This window comes from Demequina sp. TMPB413, from assembly GCF_020447105.2.
In the GTDB taxonomy this organism is placed as follows: domain Bacteria; phylum Actinomycetota; class Actinomycetes; order Actinomycetales; family Demequinaceae; genus Demequina.
Genome location: NZ_CP096184.1, coordinates 504,630 through 525,750 on the forward strand (window position 1 = coordinate 504,630; position 21,121 = coordinate 525,750).

Below are 21,121 nucleotides of genomic sequence, written 5' to 3' on the forward strand. Positions count from 1 at the left end.
CCTTACGTGTGTCATGCCGGTAGTACGCAGTCCGCCTCGCTGGGGTTGGGGCGGGAATCAGAAGAGGTCGCCTGAGGTTGACGCGTCACATGACAACTCTTGGATTCATTGGCGCAGGAAACATCGGTACGAACGTCGCGCGAGCCGCCATTGCGGCGGGCCACGATGTGGTCGTGTCCAACTCGAGGGGCCCCGAAACGCTCGCCAATCTGGTGCGCGAACTGGGGCCGCAAGCAAGGGCGGCCACCACGGAGGAAGCCGCTGCCGCAGGCGAGATGGTGCTGGTTGCGATCCCTTTGAAGAGCATCGGCGACATCCCAGCGGCGCCGCTGGCCGGCAAGGTCGTGCTGGACGCGAACAACTACTACCCGGAGCGCGACGGCCGCATTGAGCGCCTCGATGCCAACGAGGCGACCACGTCGGAGTTGCTCCAAGAGCACTTGGCGGACAGTCACGTGGTCAAGGTGTTCAACAACATTTACGCCGCGCAGATCCCCACCGACGGGAGCCCTGCCGGCACGCCTAACAGGCGTGCGCTTCCCATCGCTGGCGACGACGAGGGAGCCAAGGCGGACGTGGTCGCTTTCCTGGATGGCCTGGGTTATGACGCGGTCGACCTGGGGCCCTTGAGCGAGTCCTGGCGCGTGGAGCGCGACACGCTCGCCTACGGCAAGCGGACCACGGCAGACGAATTGCGGGATTTGGTGGCGCGCACCGAAAGGGTGCAGCAGGTTTAGTCCGCGACGGCGGGGGTGACGCTGACGCTGGGTGACTCCGTGAGGTCCACCTCCACGCGGAGCGCCTCACCCGCGCGGTCGCCGCTGACCACGTATGTGAGTCGCTCGTTCTCGAGGTGCTCCACGGTCACTGTCGCAGTCGCGAGCCACGGGCGCGCGCGCCGCAGCGCGATCGCCTCCCGGTGCGCGTCAAGAACTTCGGCGGCGGCTTCGTCCGGCGGCCACGTCGACGGGGGAGGGGGCGGGTACTCCGGCCTGACGGCGTCGTCCCCGCCCGCGCGTTCCTCTTTGACGCCCTCGGCGCCGATCTCGTCTCCGTAGTAGATGAACGGCGTGCCCGGCAGCGTCATGAGAATCCGCATGGCCGCGACCGCGCCTTCGCGCCCCACCCGCGAGGCGATGCGCGTGACGTCGTGGTTGCCCACGAAGGTCGCGGGCGTGAAGTCCTCGCAGAACTCTCCGTGTCGCGTGAGCGTCCAGTCGAGTTCGAAGAGATTGTGTTCCACCAGGGAGCTCCAGATCGCCTTCCACAACTCGTATTGCGTGACCGTGTCCACGCCGGAATCTCTCACAAATCCCTGGTAATCGCCGTGAATGACCTCGCCAAGGAACCATGAGTCTGGATGCGACTCCTTGACCGTACTGATCGCGGCCGCCCAGAAGTCGGTGGGTGCCGCGTAGGCGGCGTCAAGGCGCCACCCCGACGCTCCGCGGTCGAGCCACAGGCTCATGATGTCGGCGACCTCGGCAACGACGCGCGGCGAGCCATGGTTGAGCGTGACCAGGGCGTCGTGCCCCTCGAAGGTGCCTAGCTGGGGTTCTCCCGTCGACCAATCCACGGCGACCGTGGCGTCGGCGTCCGGCCCTGCCGCGAGCGCCTCGCCTACCCACCTGTGTTCCGAACCCACATGGTTGAACACGCCGTCCAGCACCAGCGCGATATCGCGCTCGCGGCATGCGGCGGCGAGCTTGATGAAGTCGTCGAGTGTGCCCAGGCGGGGATCGATGTGGCGGTGGTCGAGGGTGTCGTAGCCGTGGGTGGACGAGGCGAAGATGGGCCCGAGCAGCAGGCCGGTGAAGCCGAGGCCGGCGGCGTAGTCGAGCCACGCGGTGATGCGGTTGAGGCCGTCGCCGACGGGTGCTTCGGTTGCGTGCGCTGGGGCGGCCGACGCGTGCGGGGCGGGGGAGGGCGTGATGGGGGCGCCCGCAAAGCCGAGCGGGTAGACGTGCCACCAGACGCGATCGCTCAATGACATGCGGTGCTCCCTTGTGACGAGGTTGGTTCGTTGCTGAGTCTAACTCAATAAGGATATGATCTGCGACATGACGTCAGAGACTCCCACCCCGCGCCGCAGGCTTGATCCCGCCGCCAGGCGAGAGGAACTGCTCGAAGCGGCGAGGCTGGTCTTCAGCGAGAAGTCGTACGCAGAGGCCACGATGAGCGAGATTGCGGACGCGGCGGGTGCGTCGGAGGCGCTCGTCTTCCGGTATTTCCCCACGAAGGCGGAGCTGTACGCGGAACTCATGGAGCGGGCCCTTGCGGCGCTTGCTGCCGAGCAGGAGCGAGTCGTTGCCGCCGCGGGCCCTGGGCAGCCTGTCATGGCTCAGTTGCGGCTGACCACGCGCGCCTACGCGGATTTCATCAAGGCGAACTCCCAACATGCGCGCCCTGACGCCATCGCGGGAGAGCCACGAGAGGCCGCGCGGGTGCGGGCGCAGGCACGGTCCCGCTACGTAGAAGGCTTGCGCTCGATGCTTGCCCCGCGCGAAGACGTGCGCCACGAGTACGCCCTGTGGGGATTCATGGGCTTCGTGGACGCGGCATGCGTCGCATGGATCGATAGAGGCTGCCCCGACTCCGAGCGGGACGCGCTCGTGGAGACCTGCCTCGGTGCGCTCGAAGGCGCGTTGGGGGACTGGGACGCCTGACACGGCGGCGTACGCTAAATCCACCATGCCAGCGGACATCCCCGACTACACGCTACGTCGCAAGCGCATCAAGAACCTGCGCCTGACGGTGAAGGCCCCTCACGGCGAGGTCGTGGTGAGCGCGCCCCGCCACGTACCCGAGTCCGCCATCGTCGCCTTCGTGTCCGGCAAGGCGGCGTGGATCGCGAAGCACCAGGAGCGGCTCGCTGGCCAGCCGCTGCCCCTGCAGCCTGGGCCCCAGACCGAACTACTGCGCCAGCGTCTCAAGGCGTCCGCTCCACCGATGGTGGAGCACTGGGCGGAGATCATGGGACTCGCTATGCCCGAGGTCACGATCCGGCGCATGACGTCTCGATGGGGGACGTGCAATACGCAGACGCGCCGCATCACCCTCAACCTGGAGCTCGCACAACGCGACGTCGCCCTGCTGGAGTACGTGATCGTGCATGAACTGGCCCACCTGATCGAGCGCGGCCACAACGCGAAGTTCTACGCGGTCATGGACGCCTTCCTGCCCGACTGGCGACTGCGCAGGAGGGTTCTCAACGGCAACTAGGGCTTCTGCTCCTGCGTGGCGAGCCACTGCTCCAGTTCGTGCTCGTCCATGGGATAGCCGATGTGATAGCCCTGGGCGAAGTCGCAATCCATCTCGCTCAGCACGGCAAGCGCGGCTGCCGTCTCGACTCCCTCGGCCGTTGACTCCAGTCCCAAACCGCGGCTCAGTTGCAGCATCGACCGCACCATGACATCTGCTGGCAGTGATTGGCCAAGATTACGCACAAACGATCGGTCGATCTTGACTTCGCTGAACGGGAGGTTGGAGAGCTGGATCATGGACGAGTAGCCGGTGCCGAAGTCGTCGATCGACAACTGGAAGCCGTCGAGGCGAAGGCGAGTGAGCACCTCGAGGGAGTCGGCGACGTCAGCAACCGCACTGGTCTCGGTGACCTCCAGGACGATCCGCTCGGGAGCGATGCCAGCCTGGGAGCAGGCGGCGAGCAGTCTCTTGCCCAGACCTGGTCCCGACAACTCGGAGGCCGAGATATTGATCGCGAGTCTTTCGGCGGTGTGTGCCCGCGAGCGACCGAACCATGACAGCGCCCGCGCAATGACGGCGTCGGTCACGATACTGACAAGATGCATGCTCTCGGCGCGGGGAATGAAACTCACGGGAGGGATCAGCCCGACGGTGGGGTGATACCAGCGCACGAGCGCCTCGAAACCCGTCACCGTCCCTTGGGCACACGACACCTTGGGTTGAAAGACCACCCGCAGATGGTCGTTGGCCGCTGCGGCGCGAAGTTCGCGCTCAAAGGTGGCCGCGTCCCACGACTCGAGCACGTCGAGCGCTGGGTCAAGGCGTTCGGGGGCATGAGCGCCGGCCGCGAGAACGGCGGCCACGTCGGCCCGTCTGAACGGCTTGTGGAGCACGCCGCCATAGGCGAGCCCACTCGCCGCGGCGAACTGCCGTGCCGAGTCGAGGATTTTGCTGCCCATTCCACTGGTGATGATCACGGCCGCATCCGACTTCAGTTCGGCGAGTCGTTTGAGTACCGCGAGCCCGTCCACGGCGCCCATGACCAGGTCGACCACCACGAACGTCGGCTTCCATGCGGTCGCGAGCGCGTAGAACTCCTCCGGACTGTCTGTGACCTTGGCGTCGAAGCCTGCGGCCTTCGCGTGAGCGGCGAGCATGGCGCCCACGAGGTGATCGTCGTCAATCGCGAGCACTCGACCGCGCGCGTTTGGGTCGTTCATTCGGCCTCCATCGCGGGCGGGTTCAGTAATTCGCCGACGCGTCCGATCAGGTGGTGCGCCGAGTAGGGTTTGGCAAGCAATTGGACCCCTCGATCCAGTCTGCCATTGTGGACGATCACGTTCTCCGTGTAGCCGGACGCGTAGAGCACCGGCAGGCCAGGGCGCTGGGCAAGCACCGCCTCTGCGAGGTCCCTGCCGGTCATTCCGCCGGGCATGATGACATCGGTGAAGAGCAAGTCGAGGCGCTCCATGGTGTGTAGTCGATCCAACGCTTCGGGTCCCGATGACGCTTCGACTACCTCATAGCCCCGTGCCCGCAAGCGGTCGGTAGCGAACTGCCGCACGAGGTCGTCGTCTTCTGCGATCAGGATGACGCCGGAAACCGCTTCCGTGTGAGGCGCGCGGAGGGCGTCTTCTGCGGGGTCAGGTAGTACGTCTGTGGCCGGGAGATACATCTTGAAGGAGGTGCCGTAGCCCTGCTCGGAGTACACGGTCAAGTGGCCGTTGCTCTGCTTGACAAACCCCCACACCATCGCGAGACCAAGACCGGAGCCCTTTCCGGTCTCTTTCGTGGTGAAGAACGGCTCAAAGAGGCGATCGAGGTGTTCAGGTGGGATGCCAGTTCCCGAGTCGGTGACGGTGGTGACCACGTACGTGCCGGGGTCTACTTCGACATGGCCGGTCGAGTACGCCTCGTCCAACGTGACAACGTCGGTCTCGATGGTGAGTGATCCGCCGCGAGGCATCGCGTCTCGCGCATTGATCGCAAGGTTGAGGAGTGCGCTCTCGAATTGACCGGGGTCGGCCTCCGCAAAGCATGCGTCGTCGGAAGGCAGGACTTCCATCGAGATGTCTTCGCCAAGCGTGCGGTGGAGGAGGGGACCGAGCGCCTCGATCAGCTGGCTCAGATCAACCGAACGCGGCTCGAGCGGTTGGCGTCGCGCGAACGCCAGCAAGCGGTGTGTCAGTTCGGCTCCACGCTCGGCGGCCTTCGCGATCATCTCTGCCATCTCCCGCGCCTCGCCAGTCACGAGATCGTCCCCCGTCAGCGCGTCGGCGCCCCCAAGGACCACGGTGAGCAGGTTATTGAAGTCATGAGCGATGCCGCCGGTGAGCTGACCCACTGCCTCGAGCCGTTGTGCCTGGGCGAGCCGGTCACCCAGTTGGTGCACCTCAGTGATGTCGCGCAAGAACGCGGTGACGCCCTCTGTGTTGCGCGTGATCGACAGCTCCAGCCATTTGCCCAGGCTCGAACTGTGGAAACTGAGCTGCTGCGCCGTGCCCTCTTCCATCGCGAGGGTGAAGGCGCGATGCACGGGATCCTCCAACGACGTGGGGAAGACGTCCCACACCAGCGAGCCGACAAGTTCGTCGTAGCTTCTGCCGAGGATTCTCTCAGCGCTCCGGTTCACGTAGCGGACGCGCCAGTCCTCGTCGAGGGCGCACACCCCGTCCGTCATGCTGTCGAGAATCACTTTGCGCTCTGCCGCGAGTTCATCCGCATGCTGACGGAGTTGGCGAGTGGCGTCGACGTTGATCGAACTGCCCCACCAGCGCACGACTCGGCCTGCCGCATCCTTCTCTGGTTGGGCGGCCACGTGATGCCAGCGATAGCCGCCGTCAGCGCCTCGCACCCGGAACTCCACGTCGTACGGGTCTCCTGTGGCCACCGCGCGTGACCACTGAGCAGCGACATCGTCAAGGTCTGCCGGGTGGACAGCAGAAACCCACTGGTCGGCGAGGAGGTCCTCTTCTGAGGCGCCGGTGTATTCCAACAGCGCATCGTTGAAGTAGTCGATCCGGCCGTCGGCGTCGGCCGTCCACACGATGATGGGGAGCTTCGCGGTGAGTTGGGAGAAGCGGTGGCCCTGAGCGGACGCGGCGATCTCAGCGAGCTTCCACGGGGTGATGTCCTGAACCGTGCCGTGAACGCGGCGAACGGCGTCGTCGTCGCCGCGCAGCGTCTCGCCCATGGCCACGATCCATCGTTGAACGCCGTCCGGAAGCGTGATGAGCAACTCTTCCCTGAAGGGAGTGCCGTCCGCCCATGCCGCGTCGATTGCCTCGGCGAATCGCGCCGCGTCCTCGGGGCTGAGGTAGTCGAATAGCTCCTGCGACGTTGGCTGATATCCGGCGGGCCGACCATGCATCGCAGCGGCGGTGTCTGACCAGACCACCGAGTTGTCGCCGCGGTTGACCGACCAGGTGCCAATCGCTGCGACCGCGCTGGCGGCGGCCAGCATGCGTTGGTCGGCCTCCCGATCAGCCTCGGCCTGGAGCAGTTGGCTCCCCAAGCGCAGATTCTCACGGTCGCGCGCCAGCATGAGGGTCATGACGAGCGCCGACAGCGCAATCAGGACGGTTGCCACACCACGCTCAATCAGCGTCTCCGCTTGATGATGATCGTCGGTGGCGGACCAGGTAAGGAGCAAGCCGGCCCACGTGAGTGCCGTGGTGCCGATCGCAGCCCACCACACCGAGCGCGTGCGGTGCCCCAGCCCTGCGACAGCGATCACGGTCACCGCGTACAGAGTGGCCACGTTGTAGCTGGATGGGAGGCTCACATCGAGAGCGAAGTTGGCCAGGGTCGCCGCCAGGACCAGGGCGCACAGTCCAAGTCTGGCGGGGCTACGGAAACCATCTTGGGGCACTATTGACCGCCCCTCTGGTCTTCCGGCGCGAGGGGGACACCTCGGCCACGACGTGACGTCGCGGCGGCGCTGCGCGCGGTCATATCACCATCGTAGGGGCGCGCTACTTCGTGAACCTACTAAGAAGTGTGGAGAGGCCACCAAATCCCGCCTGAAAGATGGCGGATTTCACAGTGGGCGCGGCAGGCTCTGTCGTCGGACGGTTGCCTCGCAGGGTCCTTGTGCCACAATGAGGGCGATGTATACCGCAATCATCATTCCGTAGCGCGTCGGAACTCCCGACGCGCAGCCTCCCGATGCCTTTGGGGGGCTTTTTTGTTGGGATGATGGCAGCGCGGAGCACCTGTTGACCGAGGAGACGACCATGGCCGATCTCACTGTAGAGATCTACGACACGACGCTGCGCGACGGCGCCCAGCAAGAGGGCATGAACCTGTCTGTGGCGGACAAGATGGCCATCGCCGCCTTGCTCGATGAGCTCGGCGTCGGCGTCATCGAGGGCGGCTGGCCCGGTGCTGTTCCCAAGGACACCGAGTTCTTTGGCCTCGTCCACAAGGAGCTCTCCTTCACCCACGCGCAGTTTGCGGCCTTCGGCATGACGCGCCGCGGCGACGCGACGGCCAACAATGACCCACAAGTGCGCGCGTTGCTCGACTCCGAGGCGCCCATCATCACGCTGGTGGCCAAGTCGGACATCCGTCACGCCGAGCGGGCGCTGCGCGTCAGCGGCGACGAGAACCTGCGGATGATCGAGGAGACGGTCGCGTTCCTCGTGAGCGAAGGGCGCAGGGTCATTCTCGACGCCGAGCACTTCTTCGACGGCTACCGCTTCGACCCCGACTACGCCGTCAAGGCGCTCCTCGCCGGTCAGGCGGGGGGAGCGTCGGCGTTGGTGCTGTGTGACACCAACGGCGGGATGCTTCCCGACGACGTCGCAGGAATCGTGACCAGCGTGAAGTCTCACACGGAGGCCCCGCTCGGCATGCACGCGCACAACGACTCCGGCTGCGCGGTGGCCAATACGATGGCGGCGGTGGCCGCCGGCGCGACCCACGTACAGGGCTGTGTGAACGGCTACGGGGAGCGCACGGGCAATGCAGACCTCGTGGCGGTCGCAGCGAACCTCGAGATCAAGCGCGGCGCGATCGCGCTGAAGGGCGACGGCCTCGCCGAATCGACCCGTATCTCGCACGCCATCTCAGAGATCACCAACATCGCGCCGTACCCGCGTCAGCCGTACGTGGGAGCGTCTGCCTTCGCACACAAGGCGGGCCTGCACGCCTCTGCCATCAAGATCGACCCCGATCTTTACCAGCACACCGACCCCTCGCACGTGGGCAATGACATGCGGATGCTCGTCTCGGAGATGGCTGGCCGCGCGTCGATCGAACTCAAGGGCAAAGAGCTTGGCTTCGACCTGAGCGGTCAGTCTGAGTTGCTGGGGCGCGTGACCGACCGCGTGAAGGCGGCCGAGGCCGCGGGCTACACCTTCGACGCGGCCGACGCTTCCTTCGAGTTGTTGCTGCGCCACGAGTTGGGCGAGTCGCCCCGGTTCTGGGACGTGGAGACGTGGGCAGTTCACGTGGCATCCGCCCCTGGCGACCCGAGGGAGGCCGACGCGGAAGCCGTCGTCAAGCTGCGGGCGGGGGAGGGAAGGCGACTTCTCACCGTCGGCGAGGGAAACGGGCCTGTCAACGCGCTCGACCACGCGCTGAGGCAAGCGCTCGTGTCCGTGTACCCGGAGATTGCGCGCTTCGAACTGATCGACTTCAAGGTGCGCATCATGGACGCGTGTCACGGCACTGACGCCGTGACACGGGTGCTCATCACCACCGTCGACACCGACTCTGGTTACACGTGGCGCACCGTGGGCGTGGGGCCTAACGTCATCGAGGCGTCGTGGGAGGCGCTCACCGAGGCACTGTTCTACGGACTGCTCAAGGCGGGCGTCGCGCCCAACCCCTGAACTGCTTTGCCCGGACCCTGAGCAGTGCCGCGTGCTTCGGGGCTCCTGGGGGCGAGCACAATGGACGGTGTGCATGGTGAATACAAGATTCCTGGCGGCAAACTGGTGGTCGCCGATGTCGAGGTTGAGGGGTCCGGCGCAGACGCGGCGCTGAGTGAGGCCGTGATCTCGGGAGACTTCTTCCTGGAGCCTCCAGAGGCGTTACTGGCGATCAACGCCGCGCTCTTAGGGCTACCTACGTCCACGGCGGTGGCCCACATGGCGGCCGACGTTGCGAGGGCTGCCGGGCCCGATGCCCAGTTCATTGGCTTCAGTCCAGAGGCGGTCGCGATCGCGGTGCGCCGTGCGCTCGGTCATGCCACGAGCTGGCACGACCACACGTTTGAGGTCATCCACGACGTGCCGCGCGAACCGCATCTGCAGATGGCGCTCGACGATGTGATCGCTCAAGGCGTCGGCACTGGCGAGCGGGGGCCGGCACTGCGCATCTGGGAGTGGGAGCGCAATACCGTGGTGATCGGGTCGTTCCAATCGGTGCGCAATGAGATCGACGCCGACGGCGCCGCGGCTCACGACATCACCGTGACGCGCCGTGTCTCCGGTGGCGGCGCCATGTTCATCCAGCCAGGCAACACGATCACGTACTCGCTGTACGTGCCCACCTCGTTGGTGGAGGGGCTGAGCTTTGAGCAATCCTATGCCTTTCTTGATGACTGGGTGCTCGGCGCCCTGAGAGAGGTGGGGATTCAAGCGACGTATGTGCCGCTCAACGACATCGCCTCACCGGCTGGCAAGATCGCGGGTGCTGCTCAGAAGCGGTACACCTCCGGCGCCGTGCTTCACCACGTCACGATGGCCTACAACATCGACGCCGACGCGATGCTTCAGGTGCTCCGCATCGGCCGCGAGAAACTGTCGGACAAGGGCACCAAGAGCGCGAACAAGCGAGTGGACCCGCTGCGAAGCCAGACGGGCATGGCGCGCGAGGCGATCATCGAGGCGTTCCTGGTGCACTTCGCCTCGCGCTACGCCACCACGCCAGGCGCCGTCACCGAGGCCGAACTTGCGAAGGCTCAGGACCTCGTGAAAGCGAAGTTCTCCACGCCGGAGTGGATCAACGTCGTCCCCTAGATGTTGACGTTGCCGACGAGCAGGCCGATGCCGTACGTGATCGCCATGGCGGCGGCGCCACCTGTGATGTTGCGCAGCACGGCGCGAGTCGCTGGCGCGTAGCCGATGCGCGCCGACGCATAACCGGTGCCGGCGAGCGCGACCAGCACCGCCACAAAGGTCAGCGGGACTCGCAAGTGGTCCGGCAGCAGCAGGATGGTGAGCAGGGGAGCGATGCCGCCCACCGTGAAAGCGATCAGCGACGCGATCCCGGCCGCAAGCGGATTGGTCAACTCGTCGGGGTCGATGCCGAGGTGCATTTTGGCGTGAATCGTCAGCGGGTCGTGCTCATGCTGCTCCATGGCGGCTTGCCTGGCGGTCGCCTCTGACATGCCGGTCTCCATGTTGAGTCGCACCAACTGCTCGAGCTCCCACGCGGGACGCGCCTTCTGCCAAATCCGCTCTCGCGCCAACTGAGCGTCCTCCGCGTCGCGTTGGCTGGAGACGGACACGTACTCGCCCACTCCCATCGACAGGGCACCGGCGGCGATGCCAGCCATCGCGGCCGTGAAAATCACCTTCGCGTCGGTGGTTGCCGCCGCCACACCCACGAGCAGCGCGGCGATGGAGACGATGCCGTCGTTTGCTCCGAGAACTCCTGCTCGCAACCAGTTCAGGCGCGCGGAAATATCCGCCTCATCGGGGCCCCTGAAGAGGTCTGCTTTGTGCGTGGACTTGGCCATGGGGACAGGCTAGCGCCGCGCCGGTCGCGCTTCTAGGAAGGGGGACCTTGCTTGGGTTCGAGGTGCGGGCGCGGCCGACGCGTCGCCGCGCGGGCCCGCCCGGCCTCAGCGCGGGGGCCGGTCAGTCCCTGCGGACCGACACCGCGAACGCCACGGCAGCGGTGATGAGCCCTGTGAACATGATGATCGCGAGGCTTGCCTCCGGCTCGAGTCCAAAGAGCGTCGCCATCGCGCACAACACGGCCGCCGCATACATGGCAATCGCAGCGAGAGCCATGGCGTCGGTCGCAAGCCTGCGCTCGCGTTCGTCGGCGGCATCTGCCACGAGGCGTGCCTCGGCAGTCGCGAATCTGGTGCGAGCGAGCATGAGGAGAGCCACGACCGCAGCGATGCCGACCGTCCCTCCCCACACGATGCCCTTGGCGAAGGAGTCGTTTCCTGCCGCCCAAGCAATGGAAGCGAGGACGGCGGCGGCGACGGCGCCTGAGGCGGCGCCGACGGAGATGCGCAGGGCTGTGTGTTGCGCGATGGGGTTAGCTTGCTTGGTCATCGAAGACCTCCTCAATGGTGCGGTCGAAGTAGCGGGAGATGGCGAAGGCGAGCGGCAGCGACGGGTCGTACTTGCCTGTCTCGATCGAGTTGATGGTCTGGCGTGACACGCCGAGCGCGTCGCCAAGAGCGGCTTGAGATAGCCCCCTCAACTCGCGCAGGTCGCGGACGGAGTTGATCACCGATGCCTCCTTGTGGCGTCAAGGTCGCTTGACATGACAAGGATGCTTGACACCACTTGCGTTGTCAAGTCACCTTGACAACAGGCGCGGTGAGCCGGGGCCTACCTGGGCCGCTGACCCATGACTGCGGTACCCACGCGCACCATGGTCGCGCCCTCCGCGACAGCCCATTCGAGATCGCCGGACATGCCCATCGACAGTTCCCACGCCTCGCGCAACGGCAACTCCCCGCGCTCGGAGCGCACCAGGGCCTCGTCGCGCAGGGCCGTGAGCCGTGCGTAACAGGCGCGCACCTCGGCCTCTTTGCTCGAGTTGAGGCCGATCGTCATGAAGCCCGTCACCGTGAGCGCGGGCAAGCCCTGCACGGCCGACGCAAGTTCCAGGGCCTCTGCCGGGTCCACTCCGGCCTTGGTCGGCTCGCCGGAGACGTTGACTTGGATCATGACGTCCAGGTCGCGCCCCGCCTGGACGCACAGGCGAGAGAGGCGCTCTGCCAGCGCCAGGGAATCGACCGTTTGGACGCAGTCCGCCCACCGCACGGCAATGGCGGCCTTGTTGCGTTGAAGCTGGCCGATCACGTGAATCTTTGCTCCAGCGGCCTTGAGCGCCTCGCCCTTCGCATCGAGTTCCTGCATGCGTGACTCGCCCACGAGCCTTGCCCCGGCACGGACGGCGGCGGCGGCAGCGTCGGCGTCGGCCGTTTTGGTGGCCACGAGCACCCTGACACCTGAGCCAAGGCGGCCGCTCATGGCATCTGCCGCGTGAATGCGAGCCTTCACCTCGGCGAGGCGGGAGGCGTAGTCGATTGCGGCGTCGGCTGTCATTCAGGAGTCCTTGGCAATGGGGCCGATCACGGCGTGCGTGATCTGGGCGAGGTGCGCGGGGGCCAACTCGATGTCGAGACCGCGGCGGCCTCCAGAGACGTAGATGGTGTCGAACAGCTCGGCCGTCTCGTCAAGCGCGGTGGGCAGTGCCTTGCGCTGACCGATGGGGGAGATGCCTCCCACGACGTAGCCAGAGGAGCGCTCGGCGTCGGCGGGGGGAGCCATCTCTGCTCGCTTGCCGCCGAGCGAGTGCGCAAAGGCCTTGAGGTCGAGCATGGCGGTCACGGGCACGATGCCGACGCACAGGCGGCCGTCAACGTAGGCGCACAAGGTCTTGAAGACCTGGTCGGGGTCGACGCCGAGCGCGTCGGCTGCCTCGAGTCCGTAACCCACGTCGCTTGAGGGGTCGTGCTCATATGAGTGCAGCGTGTGCGGCACGTCGGCGGCGATGAGCGCCGCGACGGCGGGCGTCGCCGCATGTGCGTGCTTGGCCCCGCGATGTGACATGAGCCCATTGTGCCGCTCCCAGGCGGTCGCGTCCGTCGCCACGGGTCGATAGCCGGGGCCGGATTGATCGGCCCGTCTGCGGGTAAGGTGTCGGCGTGAACACGCAAAGCCTGCCAGCCGTCGACATGTGGACAGACGGGGCCTGCAAGGGCAATCCCGGCATCGGCGGCTGGGGAGCGTGGATGCGCTTCGGCGACCGCGAGAAGGAACTGTGCGGAGGTGCTGCCCACACCACCAACAACATCATGGAGCTCACTGCGGTCATCGAGGGCCTGAAGGCGCTCAAGGAGCCGTGCGCCGTCACCCTCCACGTGGATTCTCAGTATGTGATGAACGGCATCGGCAAGTGGATCATCGGCTGGAAGCGCAACGGTTGGCGCACCGCCGACAAGAAGCCGGTCAAGAACAAGGAGCTGTGGCAGGAACTCGACGCCCAGGTGGCGCGCCACCAGATCTCGTGGGTGTGGGTAAAGGGCCATGCGGGAGATCCCGGCAATGAGCGCGCCGACGCTCTTGCCAACAAGGGAGTCGAGCAGGCGCGCGCTCTCGCTTAGGTCGCGGGCGCGTCGGCACCCGCGGCTAGCCTGATGTCAACGCATGCCCGGATGAGTCGCTCCCGCAAGGGCGCGGCTCGGCGCGAGAACTCCGCCTGTCGCGTGGCGTAGTCGCGCTTGCCCTCAGGCGTCTCGATACGCACCGGCTCTAGCCCGAACTCGGAGACGTCGTACGGGGACGCCTGCATATCGAGATAGCGGACCTCTAGGGCCAGTTCGAAGGCATCGAGGGCCAGCTTGCTGGCCACCGCGGGCATGAGTTTTCCAGCCCACTTGTACAGGTCCATGTTCGCGTGCAGACACCCGGGCTGCTCGAAGCGTGGCTGGTCCGCGCGCGTCAGCTGCACGGCGTTGCGCGGGGAGGCCTCCGGGGTGAAAAACCGGAACGCATCCATGTGGGTGCACACGAGGTCGTGCGAATCGACCACGGCATCCGTCCCGTCCTGACCGAGCCGCAGCGGTAGCGAGTGCCGCCTGTCCTCGCCGGCCCTGTAGACCATCGCCCACTCGTGCAACCCAAAGCAGCCGCGCATGGCCGACCTGTCAGCGGTGGCTCGCAGCAGCGCCTCGACGTAGTCGACCGTCGAACCCTTGGCCTCCCAGAACGCCTCGGCATCCAGGGAGGTCGACCGGTCCCGGGTGTCGTAGAAGCGCCAGCCGGCGTGGTCCGGGGCGCCTTCAAGGCCGACGCCGACGCCGGGGTGCCAGCGCCGCAGATGGGAGGGTCTCATCGAGTAGTAGTCGAAAAGGAAATCCTCGATCGCGTGACGTTGACCGCGTCCAGCGCGCTCGCGATACCCGGCCGTGAGAGCGTCGGCCCGCGCCGCATGCGCCGCCGCGATCGGAGCCCATTCCTCCTGCGTCAAGGTGATGCGCATGGAGTCCATCTCGCCATTGTCCCAGCGCGTGCACATCCCATGCGTTCGTGCCGGTCGCCGCAGACACGAAGGCTCCCTCCCCAGGCATGTACACGCCGGGGAGGGAGCCTTCGCTACCTGCGTCTTAAGCGAGTTGCATCGTAGTGACGCACGTGGCGTCGTCGTCGTTGCTTGTCGACAAGTCCGACGTCGCCGACTTGCCGTCGTACTCGATCGTGATGCTCGCGTCGATGTCGCGCGGCAGCCACAGGCCCATGAAGCCGTTGTCGAACGTGGTCCGCGTCTCGTCGACCAGGATCTCTCCCGTTGCCTTGTCCGTCACAAGGACGTGAACGTCGACGTTCTGGAGTTCACCCTTGCACGTGGTGAGGCTGTGGAAGTAGCAGTCGTGCGTCTGGTTCACGTACGGGGCGAGCGAGACGTAGAACTCGTCGGCCGGCATGGCCAGCGCAGTCTCGCGAGCTTGGTCGTCGCTCAACAGCAACTCATTCGGTCGGATCGACGCCATGAGCGTGGTCGGACGCTGCGCCACCGGCAAGGCGTCGAGCGAGTCGATCACCTCACGGGCGTCGAGCCCGTCGAGGTCGTGCTCCGCGAGCAGCTGAGCGGCAGGGTCTGCCTGGGTCTGAGCCTGAGCGGTCGGGCTCGCCGACGGCCCGGCAGGCGTCGGCTCGTCTGAGGACGAGCACGCCGTGAGGATCAAGGCGGCCGCGGCGCCGAAGGCGACGGTGACGATCGTGCGCCCAGCGGCGCGGGCGGTGATGTGGTGAGACATGAGTAATCCTTCTGATCAATGACAGTGGGTTCGCACGGCGCTTGCGCCATGAGGCGGCGCGGCGCAAGGTCAGGCGCAACGACACGTGTCGTTGGCAGGGGCTCCGGAAGCCCGTGGAGGGACCGCGATGGCGCGGTCGCTGGGGGCGAACAGGCGCGCGCGGAGATCGAGACCGGGCGGTTTACGTCCGACTGATACAGAGAGTGTGGAGGCTAGGCGCTCGAGGCATGACCACGGCGGGCAGCAAGGGCGTTGCGGCCCAGTACCTGCGAAGCCAGGCTACGACGCGGGCGGTGCCGCGCGGCATGAGCCGCATGATGGCGATCACGAACAGGATGAGAGCGCATGCGAAGGCGGCGGGACCATCCTCGCCACCGCAGGTCGCGCACTCCGCGTCCACAGGCGCCGATGCAGGCGCAGCGTGGTCGAGGTGGCCGCCGACCATCACGTCCATCGCGGCGACAGAGTCCACCGTTCCAGCTGCCGCGAGTGACACCTGGTGAGGAGTGTGTACCAACGCGAGAGCGAGAATCACCGTCACCAGAATGGCGCCACCGAGCATGGCGAAACGCGCGCGAGCGAACCTGCGCGTGCCAATCACGGTGGGGGACATGCCGTTCATAGGGCGCCAGTGTAAGCACGTCGCGGAGCAGATAATTCGGACATAGGACCTACGGGCGGACTTCGGCGCGTGGCGCGTCCCTGTCCGCCAAGGCGCTGGCGGTCCGGGACGATGCGATCGTCATCACGCGCTCGAGCGGGCCGGGCCCCACGAGCGCTCTCCACACAGCTGCCGCCGCCATGAGCGACAGGGTCAGCACGGCGAAAGACACGTTGGACGGCTCCCAAACGATCTGGTCGCCGACGAGCGCGATCACCACCACGTGCGCGGTATAGACGGTGAGCGACATGGACCCGAACGCGAGGGCGGGGAAGAACGCGGCCGTGGGCCGAGCGAGCAACAAGCACAGACCAATCACCAACAGTGCCAGTCCAGTGTTGCCGACCATCTCAGTGGGAGAAGTGCTGTGCGGCTCGAGCGACGCCCACCACGGCCCAGCAGGTACTTTCCACGGCGGGGGCGAGCCAGCGAGCGAACCCAGCCCATAGCCGACGGCGGCGACGACCGTGCCGGCGAAAACGAGAGCGCGCGCCACATACGTGTCGCGCAAGGACAGACGCCCGACGCCCATGCCGACGAGCACGTAGCCAGCCCACGCGATCACGGGGTAGTACGCGTCGGTCACGGTGCGAATGACCGGGAGTCCATCGGCGGCCAAAGCGACGTAGTGATAGGCGAGAGTCCCGCCAATGAGCACCACGCCACCCGCAACGAAGAGGCTGCGGGCACTCCACTGCATCGCCGGAATCACCACCAGGAGCATCACTCCCAGGTGGGTGAGAATGACCGCGATGGGCGTGTCCAAGAGCCCCAGTGCGATCCCGGCACCGATCAGTATCACGCCGCGAGTGGCGACTCGGAGGGCCGCATGACTAGCGCCCACAGCGTCGGCGCGGGCAATGAGCGACACGGTGACTCCCGCCAGCACTGCGAAGAGCGCGGAAGGCCTCCCGTCCGCCACCCACAGCCAAGCCCAGCCATCGCTGTCCGACCCGCGGTGGCCGGAGTCGCCCACGTGCGCGGCGAGCATGCCGATGATCGCTGCGGCGCGTGCCAGATCGAGGCCGACGATGCGGCCGGGCCAGCGTCGCGCAGCGGAGGCGGATGCTCGGATCGTCCGTGGCGGTGGAGCGGGTGGTGTGGTCACGAATCGGCCTCGAGGCCGGCAGCCTCGAGAATCCCTACCGCCCACTCATAGTGGGCTCCAAGGCACTCGTGCGCGACGTCCCCGAGTGACTCGTCGCCAAGCCATTCTTGGGTTTCCGGCGTGGTCAACTCAATCTCGGGGATGGTGCGCACGATGTCGCACACCCTCGCATGAGACTCGACGAGGAGTTGGCGAGTGTTCTCGTGAGGACGCGCTCGGTGGAACGTATAGAGAGACTCATTGAGCGCATCGATGTCTCGCCACGAGTAGCCCTCGGCTGGGTACGCGACGCTCTCGCCTGCTCTCTCGGCCTCCACCCAGCCTTCGAACAGCAAGTGCCACGCGTGTAGGTGCGACAAGAGGTCGCTCGTGGTGCGGCCCAACCAGGCATCACCCAGCAAGGCGGCCGGATGCGCGTCGGTGATTGCCAAGACGCGCGCAAGCCCGGCGTCGGCCGCTTCAATGATGTGCTTGGGGCCCAAGGGTGTCATCGCTCCATGCTAAGCGCGGGGGAGGTTTTTAGCGGCGACTAGGCTAGAGACATGCGCATCGCCCGATTCACCACTGGAGATGAACCCAAGTACGCCGTCGTTGACGGAGAGCCAGGAAGCGAAGAACTGATTGTTCTTTCCGGTGATCCCATGTACATCGCGGGCAAGCCGACGGGGGAGCGGCTCGCACTTGACGCCGAGAACGTGCGGTTGCTGTCGCCAGTGATTCCCCGGTCAAAGGCCGTCTGCCTTGGCAAGAACTACGAGGCCCACGCGAAGGAGATCCCGCACAGGGGGCCCGCGCCTGACGTACCCATCTTGTTCCTGAAGCCCAACACCGCGGTCATCGGCCCTGACGACCCGATCGTGTTGCCGTCGTACTCGCAAGACGTCCAGGTCGAGGCCGAGCTCGCGATCGTGATCGGCAGGCTGTGCAAGGACGTGAGCCCTGAAAGCGCCGAGGACTACATCTACGGATACACGTGCGCCAACGACGTCACCGCTCGCGACCTTCAGCGCCGAGAAGACCAGTGGTTTCGGGCTAAAGGATTTGACACCTCGTTGCCGCTTGGCCCGTGGATTGAGACGGAGCTTGCACACGACGACGTTGCGGTGTCTTCGCGCATCAACGGCAAGCCCGTCCAGACGGGGCACACGTCCGACATGCTGGTCGACGTCATGAACGCCGTCGCGATGGTGTCCGAGATCGTCACGCTGCTACCAGGCGACGTCATCCTCACGGGAACGCCTTCCGGAGTGACCACTCTGCACCACGGCGATGTCGTGGAGATCGACATCGAGGGCATTGGCACGCTGCGCAACCCTGTGATTCGCCGCGACTAATCGCGAACGCCCGTAAGGAAAGAGACATCATGAGCAAGGTCCGTGTTCGATTCTGCCCATCGCCGACGGGCCTGCCGCACGTGGGCATGGTCCGCACAGCGTTGTTTAACTGGGCCTATGCGCGCCACACGGGCGGTGACCTGGTGTTCCGCATCGAGGACACCGATGCCGAGCGCGACTCTCAGGAAAGTTACGAGCAGTTGCTCGACGCCATGGCCTGGCTTGGTATCACGTACGACGAGGGTCCCGACATCGGGGGCCCCTACGGGCCCTACCGGCAGTCACAACGCCACGAGATGCACGCCGACGTGGTGCGTCAGTTGGTTGAGGGCGGATACGCCTACGAGTCCTTCTCTTCTCCAGAAGAGGTTGAGGCGAGGCATCGTGCCGCTGGTCGCGACCCCAAGCTTGGTTATGACGGATTTGATCGCGAACTGACCGATGCGGCCAAGGCGGCGTATCGCGCCGAGGGTCGCGAGCCCGTGATCCGCATGCGCATGCCGGACGAGGACATCACCGTCACCGACCTCATTCGCGGAGACGTGACGTTCCCGGCCGGCAGCGTGCCCGACTACGTCATCGTGCGAGCAAACGGCATCCCGTTGTACACGCTCGTCAACCCTGTGGACGACGCCCTCATGAAGATCACCCACGTGCTGCGTGGCGAGGACTTGCTGAGTTCCACGCCGCGCCAGGTCGTGTTGTGGCGCGCCATGGTGGACCTGGGTATCGCCGACGCCGTTCCCGAGTACGCGCACATGCCGATGGTGTTGGGTGAGGGGACAAAGAAGCTCTCCAAGCGGGACCCCGAGTCGAACCTGTTCCACCACAGGGACAGGGGCTTCTTGCCAGAGGGACTGCTGAACTACCTGGCCCTACTCGGTTGGGCAATCGGACCAGACCGCGACGTGTTCACCGTCAATGAACTGGTCGCGGCCTTCGACATCGCCGACTGCACGCCAAACCCCGCGCGGTTCGACCTCAAGAAGGCCGAGGCGATCAATGCTGAGCACATGAGAATGCTCCCGCTCGCGGACTTTGCCGCGCGCGTGGTGCCCTATCTGCACGCCGCAGGGCTGGTGTCTGGGCCGTCCGTGCGCGACCTGACGCCCCACGAGGAGGCGACGCTTGCTCTTGCGGTGCCCCTGGTCCAGACGCGGATGACGCTGCTGGGCGAGGCTCCTGGAATGCTCGGCTTCCTCTTTGTGAACGATGCCGGTTTTGAGTACGACGAGGTGGCCATCGAGAAGCTTCCCGACAACGCGAACGAGGTTCTTGATGCCGCGATCCGGGTGTTGGAAGCGCTCGAGGACTTCTCTGCCGCGGCCCAGCAGGCGGCCCTGACGGAGGTTCTGGTGGAGCAGATGGGCATCAAGCCGCGATTCGCTTTTGGTCCCTTGCGGGTAGCCGTGACCGGCAGGCTCGTGTCGCCTCCGCTGTTCGAGTCGATGGAGATCCTTGGACAGGATCACGCGCTCGCGCGCTTGCGCCGGCTGCGCGCGACTATCGGCGGATGACCGTGAAGGCCGTCGCCGGAGTCCTTCTCGACATCGACGACACTCTGGTCAACACGCGGGGTGCCTTCCGGGTTGCCCTCGCGGCCGTCGCGGACCGCTACTTGCCGCAGCCGCATGATCTTGAGGCCATGGGGATCCACTGGCGCGTCGATGCAGGCGGCTGGTACCGCGCGCATGCTCGCGGGGAGATGTCGCACCGCGAACAGCGCATGCGTCGCGCCAATGAGCTCCATGCGGCTTTTGGTGGGGCCCCTCTGGGTGAGCACGACTACGCGCAGTGGGACGAGATCTTCGAAGAGGCGTTTCGCGCTGGGTGGGCCGCTCACGACGACGCGCAGGCCTTGCTCGACACCCTCGACCGCTGCGGTATTGAGTACGGGGCCGTGTCCAATGCGGATCACGCGTACCAGGAGCGGAAGTTGGAACGCAGCGGCCTGGGGCGCGTGCCGATGCTCGTAGGCATCGACAGGTTCGGCGTAGGCAAGCCCGATCCCCGCGTGTTCCTTGAGGGTGCACGGATGCTCGGCCTCAGCCCCGGCTCTGTGGTGTACGTCGGAGACGAGAAGGACATTGACGCCGGTGCGGCTGCAGCGGCCGGACTGGCGCTGGGGATCTGGCTGGAGCGGCCCGGTATGCCGCCGCAGGTGGGGGAGATGGCCGACGGAACTGTGCGGGTGGAGTCGCTTGACGAGGTGCCTGGGGTGCTCCTTCTCAACTGCTGACGGCCTGTCGGTTTTGGACAGGGCGTTCGCTCGGGTAGAGTTGTCACTCGGTTCCGCGAGGGACCATTGGGGTATGGTGTAACTGGCAGCACGACTGATTCTGGTTCAGTTAGTTGAGGTTCGAATCCTTGTACCCCAGCTGTGACCAAAGGCCCGCGCAAGCGGGCCTTTGTCGTATCTACGGTGGATTCCTTGAGCCGAGGGAGCACCATGGGCGCGATCAACCGCGAGTGGCACGAGGCACACCGCATGCCTCAGAAGGCCACCGACGACCAGCGCGGCGAGTGGCATAGCCAGCACGTCGAGGAGTGCGGTTGCCGCACGCCAAGCGCCAAGGAGCGCGAACTCATCGAGCGCTGGCGCTCCGCCCATCGCGCCACCTCCGAGTAGTTCGCCGCACTCGGCCCCGCCCGCCCCGGACAGTACGAACCGATCTCGCGAGCGACACGCCGCGCCCCGACGTCTGGACGTGGCGGTCGCGGCGTGTCGCGACCAGAAACGGTTCGGAGTGTCCGGTGGGCGGTGCGCCCGGGGCGGTTCGGAGTGGGCGGTGCGCCCGGGGCGGCTCGGAGTGTCCGGTGGGCCCTGGGTGGTTCGGAGTGTCCGGTGGGCCCGG

23 protein-coding genes and 1 tRNA gene are annotated in these 21,121 nt (G+C 66.1%); 11 read left to right on the top strand and 13 right to left on the bottom strand.

All coding sequences use genetic code 11. From position 1 onward, the window contains the following. The first annotated feature begins 89 nt into the window (after positions 1-89). On the top strand, positions 90-737 hold the full coding sequence (locus LGT36_RS02355) for an NADPH-dependent F420 reductase (protein WP_226097472.1): 648 nt from the start codon (positions 90-92) through the stop codon (positions 735-737). Here LGT36_RS02355 and LGT36_RS02360 read toward each other — a convergent pair. Next, positions 734-1,993, bottom strand: a complete 1,260-nt coding sequence (locus tag LGT36_RS02360) for an alpha-amylase family glycosyl hydrolase (protein ID WP_305881765.1) — start codon at positions 1,991-1,993, stop codon at positions 734-736. The two genes, LGT36_RS02355 and LGT36_RS02360, sit on opposite strands and share 4 nt — an antisense overlap. A gap of 67 nt (positions 1,994-2,060) precedes the next feature. On the opposite strand from LGT36_RS02360, the gene LGT36_RS02365 reads away from it, so the two are divergent. Together LGT36_RS02365 and LGT36_RS02370 are read left to right on the top strand one after the other, a co-directional pair. Next, a complete protein-coding gene (locus LGT36_RS02365; RefSeq protein ID WP_226097471.1) occupies positions 2,061-2,666 on the top strand; it encodes a TetR/AcrR family transcriptional regulator in 606 nt (201 codons plus the stop codon). Between the two features lie 25 nt (positions 2,667-2,691). Beyond that, complete coding sequence (locus tag LGT36_RS02370; protein ID WP_226097470.1) at positions 2,692-3,222, top strand: M48 family metallopeptidase; 531 nt, start codon at positions 2,692-2,694, stop codon at positions 3,220-3,222. On the opposite strand, the gene LGT36_RS02375 is transcribed toward LGT36_RS02370, so the two are convergent. Together LGT36_RS02375 and LGT36_RS02380 are read right to left on the bottom strand one after the other, a co-directional pair. Next, a complete protein-coding gene (locus LGT36_RS02375; RefSeq protein ID WP_226097469.1) occupies positions 3,219-4,424 on the bottom strand; it encodes an EAL domain-containing protein in 1,206 nt (401 codons plus the stop codon). The two genes, LGT36_RS02370 and LGT36_RS02375, sit on opposite strands and share 4 nt — an antisense overlap. Next, entirely contained in the window at positions 4,421-6,988 is a 2,568-nt protein-coding gene (locus tag LGT36_RS02380) for a PAS domain-containing sensor histidine kinase (protein WP_226097468.1), read from the bottom strand. The genes LGT36_RS02375 and LGT36_RS02380 overlap by 4 nt, the downstream gene beginning before the upstream one ends. A gap of 451 nt (positions 6,989-7,439) precedes the next feature. Between LGT36_RS02380 and cimA the strand changes: the two genes are divergently transcribed. Together cimA and LGT36_RS02390 are read left to right on the top strand one after the other, a co-directional pair. Further along, positions 7,440-9,041 carry a citramalate synthase gene (cimA, locus tag LGT36_RS02385; protein ID WP_226097467.1) on the top strand — a complete coding sequence of 534 codons (1,602 nt, stop codon included), beginning with the start codon at positions 7,440-7,442 and terminating at the stop codon, positions 9,039-9,041. A gap of 69 nt (positions 9,042-9,110) precedes the next feature. After that, entirely contained in the window at positions 9,111-10,172 is a 1,062-nt protein-coding gene (locus LGT36_RS02390; RefSeq protein ID WP_226097466.1) for a biotin/lipoate A/B protein ligase family protein, read from the top strand. Here LGT36_RS02390 and LGT36_RS02395 read toward each other — a convergent pair. From LGT36_RS02395 to ybaK, 5 genes are all read right to left on the bottom strand, one after another. Beyond that, entirely contained in the window at positions 10,169-10,894 is a 726-nt protein-coding gene (locus tag LGT36_RS02395) for a VIT family protein (protein ID WP_226097465.1), read from the bottom strand. The genes LGT36_RS02390 and LGT36_RS02395 overlap by 4 nt on opposite strands. 121 nt (positions 10,895-11,015) lie before the next feature. Continuing rightward, entirely contained in the window at positions 11,016-11,444 is a 429-nt protein-coding gene (locus LGT36_RS02400) for a hypothetical protein (protein WP_226097464.1), read from the bottom strand. Further along, positions 11,428-11,625, bottom strand: coding sequence for a helix-turn-helix transcriptional regulator (locus LGT36_RS02405; RefSeq protein ID WP_226097463.1), 198 nt, complete (start codon positions 11,623-11,625; stop codon positions 11,428-11,430). Before LGT36_RS02405 ends, LGT36_RS02400 begins: the two co-directional genes overlap by 17 nt. A gap of 101 nt (positions 11,626-11,726) precedes the next feature. Further along, positions 11,727-12,449 (bottom strand): YggS family pyridoxal phosphate-dependent enzyme, encoded by a 723-nt coding sequence (locus LGT36_RS02410; RefSeq protein WP_226097462.1) that lies wholly within the window; start codon positions 12,447-12,449, stop codon positions 11,727-11,729. Continuing rightward, positions 12,450-12,956, bottom strand: coding sequence for a Cys-tRNA(Pro) deacylase (gene ybaK / locus LGT36_RS02415; RefSeq protein ID WP_226097461.1), 507 nt, complete (start codon positions 12,954-12,956; stop codon positions 12,450-12,452). 125 nt (positions 12,957-13,081) lie between these two features. On the opposite strand from ybaK, the gene rnhA reads away from it, so the two are divergent. Then, positions 13,082-13,510: a ribonuclease HI gene (gene rnhA / locus LGT36_RS02420; protein WP_226097508.1), complete on the top strand. Its 429-nt coding sequence runs from the start codon at positions 13,082-13,084 to the stop codon at positions 13,508-13,510. On the opposite strand, the gene LGT36_RS02425 is transcribed toward rnhA, so the two are convergent. From LGT36_RS02425 to LGT36_RS02445, 5 genes are all read right to left on the bottom strand, one after another. Next, positions 13,507-14,397, bottom strand: a complete 891-nt coding sequence (locus tag LGT36_RS02425) for a 3-methyladenine DNA glycosylase (RefSeq protein WP_370634285.1) — start codon at positions 14,395-14,397, stop codon at positions 13,507-13,509. The genes rnhA and LGT36_RS02425 overlap by 4 nt on opposite strands. A 115-nt stretch (positions 14,398-14,512) precedes the next feature. Further along, entirely contained in the window at positions 14,513-15,163 is a 651-nt protein-coding gene (locus LGT36_RS02430) for a CueP family metal-binding protein (protein WP_226094595.1), read from the bottom strand. 181 nt (positions 15,164-15,344) lie between these two features. Beyond that, complete coding sequence (locus LGT36_RS02435) at positions 15,345-15,785, bottom strand: hypothetical protein (protein WP_226095448.1); 441 nt, start codon at positions 15,783-15,785, stop codon at positions 15,345-15,347. A 49-nt stretch (positions 15,786-15,834) separates the two neighbouring features. Continuing rightward, positions 15,835-16,932 (bottom strand): heparan-alpha-glucosaminide N-acetyltransferase domain-containing protein, encoded by a 1,098-nt coding sequence (locus tag LGT36_RS02440; RefSeq protein WP_226095449.1) that lies wholly within the window; start codon positions 16,930-16,932, stop codon positions 15,835-15,837. Next, positions 16,929-17,423 carry a ClbS/DfsB family four-helix bundle protein gene (locus LGT36_RS02445; RefSeq protein ID WP_226095450.1) on the bottom strand — a complete coding sequence of 165 codons (495 nt, stop codon included), beginning with the start codon at positions 17,421-17,423 and terminating at the stop codon, positions 16,929-16,931. The genes LGT36_RS02440 and LGT36_RS02445 overlap by 4 nt, the downstream gene beginning before the upstream one ends. Before the next feature lie 51 nt (positions 17,424-17,474). Here LGT36_RS02445 and LGT36_RS02450 point away from each other — a divergent pair, with 51 nt between their 5' ends. From LGT36_RS02450 to LGT36_RS02470, 5 genes are all read left to right on the top strand, one after another. Then, positions 17,475-18,266: a fumarylacetoacetate hydrolase family protein gene (locus LGT36_RS02450; protein WP_226095451.1), complete on the top strand. Its 792-nt coding sequence runs from the start codon at positions 17,475-17,477 to the stop codon at positions 18,264-18,266. Between the two features lie 29 nt (positions 18,267-18,295). Then, positions 18,296-19,783: a glutamate--tRNA ligase gene (gltX, locus tag LGT36_RS02455; RefSeq protein ID WP_226095452.1), complete on the top strand. Its 1,488-nt coding sequence runs from the start codon at positions 18,296-18,298 to the stop codon at positions 19,781-19,783. Continuing rightward, a complete protein-coding gene (locus tag LGT36_RS02460; RefSeq protein ID WP_226095453.1) occupies positions 19,780-20,505 on the top strand; it encodes an HAD family hydrolase in 726 nt (241 codons plus the stop codon). The genes gltX and LGT36_RS02460 overlap by 4 nt, the downstream gene beginning before the upstream one ends. Before the next feature lie 67 nt (positions 20,506-20,572). Continuing rightward, positions 20,573-20,644: transfer RNA gene (locus tag LGT36_RS02465), tRNA-Gln, on the top strand. 71 nt (positions 20,645-20,715) lie between these two features. Next, on the top strand, positions 20,716-20,895 hold the full coding sequence (locus tag LGT36_RS02470; RefSeq protein WP_226095454.1) for a hypothetical protein: 180 nt from the start codon (positions 20,716-20,718) through the stop codon (positions 20,893-20,895). Positions 20,896-21,121 lie beyond the last annotated feature (226 nt).

What these genes read in the sequence shown, in the direction of transcription:
- LGT36_RS02425 (WP_370634285.1), bottom strand. Translation starts at nt 14,397, where the DNA reads ATGGACTCCATGCGCATCACCTTGACGCAGGAGGAATGGGCTCCGATC.
- LGT36_RS02430 (WP_226094595.1), bottom strand. Translation starts at nt 15,163, where the DNA reads ATGTCTCACCACATCACCGCCCGCGCCGCTGGGCGCACGATCGTCACC.
- LGT36_RS02470 (WP_226095454.1), top strand. Translation starts at nt 20,716, where the DNA reads ATGGGCGCGATCAACCGCGAGTGGCACGAGGCACACCGCATGCCTCAG.
- LGT36_RS02375 (WP_226097469.1), bottom strand. Translation starts at nt 4,424, where the DNA reads ATGAACGACCCAAACGCGCGCGGTCGAGTGCTCGCGATTGACGACGAT.
- cimA (WP_226097467.1), top strand. Translation starts at nt 7,440, where the DNA reads ATGGCCGATCTCACTGTAGAGATCTACGACACGACGCTGCGCGACGGC.
- LGT36_RS02355 (WP_226097472.1), top strand. Translation starts at nt 90, where the DNA reads ATGACAACTCTTGGATTCATTGGCGCAGGAAACATCGGTACGAACGTC.
- ybaK (WP_226097461.1), bottom strand. Translation starts at nt 12,956, where the DNA reads ATGTCACATCGCGGGGCCAAGCACGCACATGCGGCGACGCCCGCCGTC.
- LGT36_RS02445 (WP_226095450.1), bottom strand. Translation starts at nt 17,423, where the DNA reads ATGACACCCTTGGGCCCCAAGCACATCATTGAAGCGGCCGACGCCGGG.
- LGT36_RS02400 (WP_226097464.1), bottom strand. Translation starts at nt 11,444, where the DNA reads ATGACCAAGCAAGCTAACCCCATCGCGCAACACACAGCCCTGCGCATC.
- LGT36_RS02365 (WP_226097471.1), top strand. Translation starts at nt 2,061, where the DNA reads ATGACGTCAGAGACTCCCACCCCGCGCCGCAGGCTTGATCCCGCCGCC.
- LGT36_RS02370 (WP_226097470.1), top strand. Translation starts at nt 2,692, where the DNA reads ATGCCAGCGGACATCCCCGACTACACGCTACGTCGCAAGCGCATCAAG.
- LGT36_RS02395 (WP_226097465.1), bottom strand. Translation starts at nt 10,894, where the DNA reads ATGGCCAAGTCCACGCACAAAGCAGACCTCTTCAGGGGCCCCGATGAG.
- rnhA (WP_226097508.1), top strand. Translation starts at nt 13,082, where the DNA reads ATGTGGACAGACGGGGCCTGCAAGGGCAATCCCGGCATCGGCGGCTGG.
- LGT36_RS02360 (WP_305881765.1), bottom strand. Translation starts at nt 1,993, where the DNA reads ATGTCATTGAGCGATCGCGTCTGGTGGCACGTCTACCCGCTCGGCTTT.
- LGT36_RS02435 (WP_226095448.1), bottom strand. Translation starts at nt 15,785, where the DNA reads ATGAACGGCATGTCCCCCACCGTGATTGGCACGCGCAGGTTCGCTCGC.
- LGT36_RS02450 (WP_226095451.1), top strand. Translation starts at nt 17,475, where the DNA reads ATGCGCATCGCCCGATTCACCACTGGAGATGAACCCAAGTACGCCGTC.
- LGT36_RS02460 (WP_226095453.1), top strand. Translation starts at nt 19,780, where the DNA reads ATGACCGTGAAGGCCGTCGCCGGAGTCCTTCTCGACATCGACGACACT.
- LGT36_RS02410 (WP_226097462.1), bottom strand. Translation starts at nt 12,449, where the DNA reads ATGACAGCCGACGCCGCAATCGACTACGCCTCCCGCCTCGCCGAGGTG.
- gltX (WP_226095452.1), top strand. Translation starts at nt 18,296, where the DNA reads ATGAGCAAGGTCCGTGTTCGATTCTGCCCATCGCCGACGGGCCTGCCG.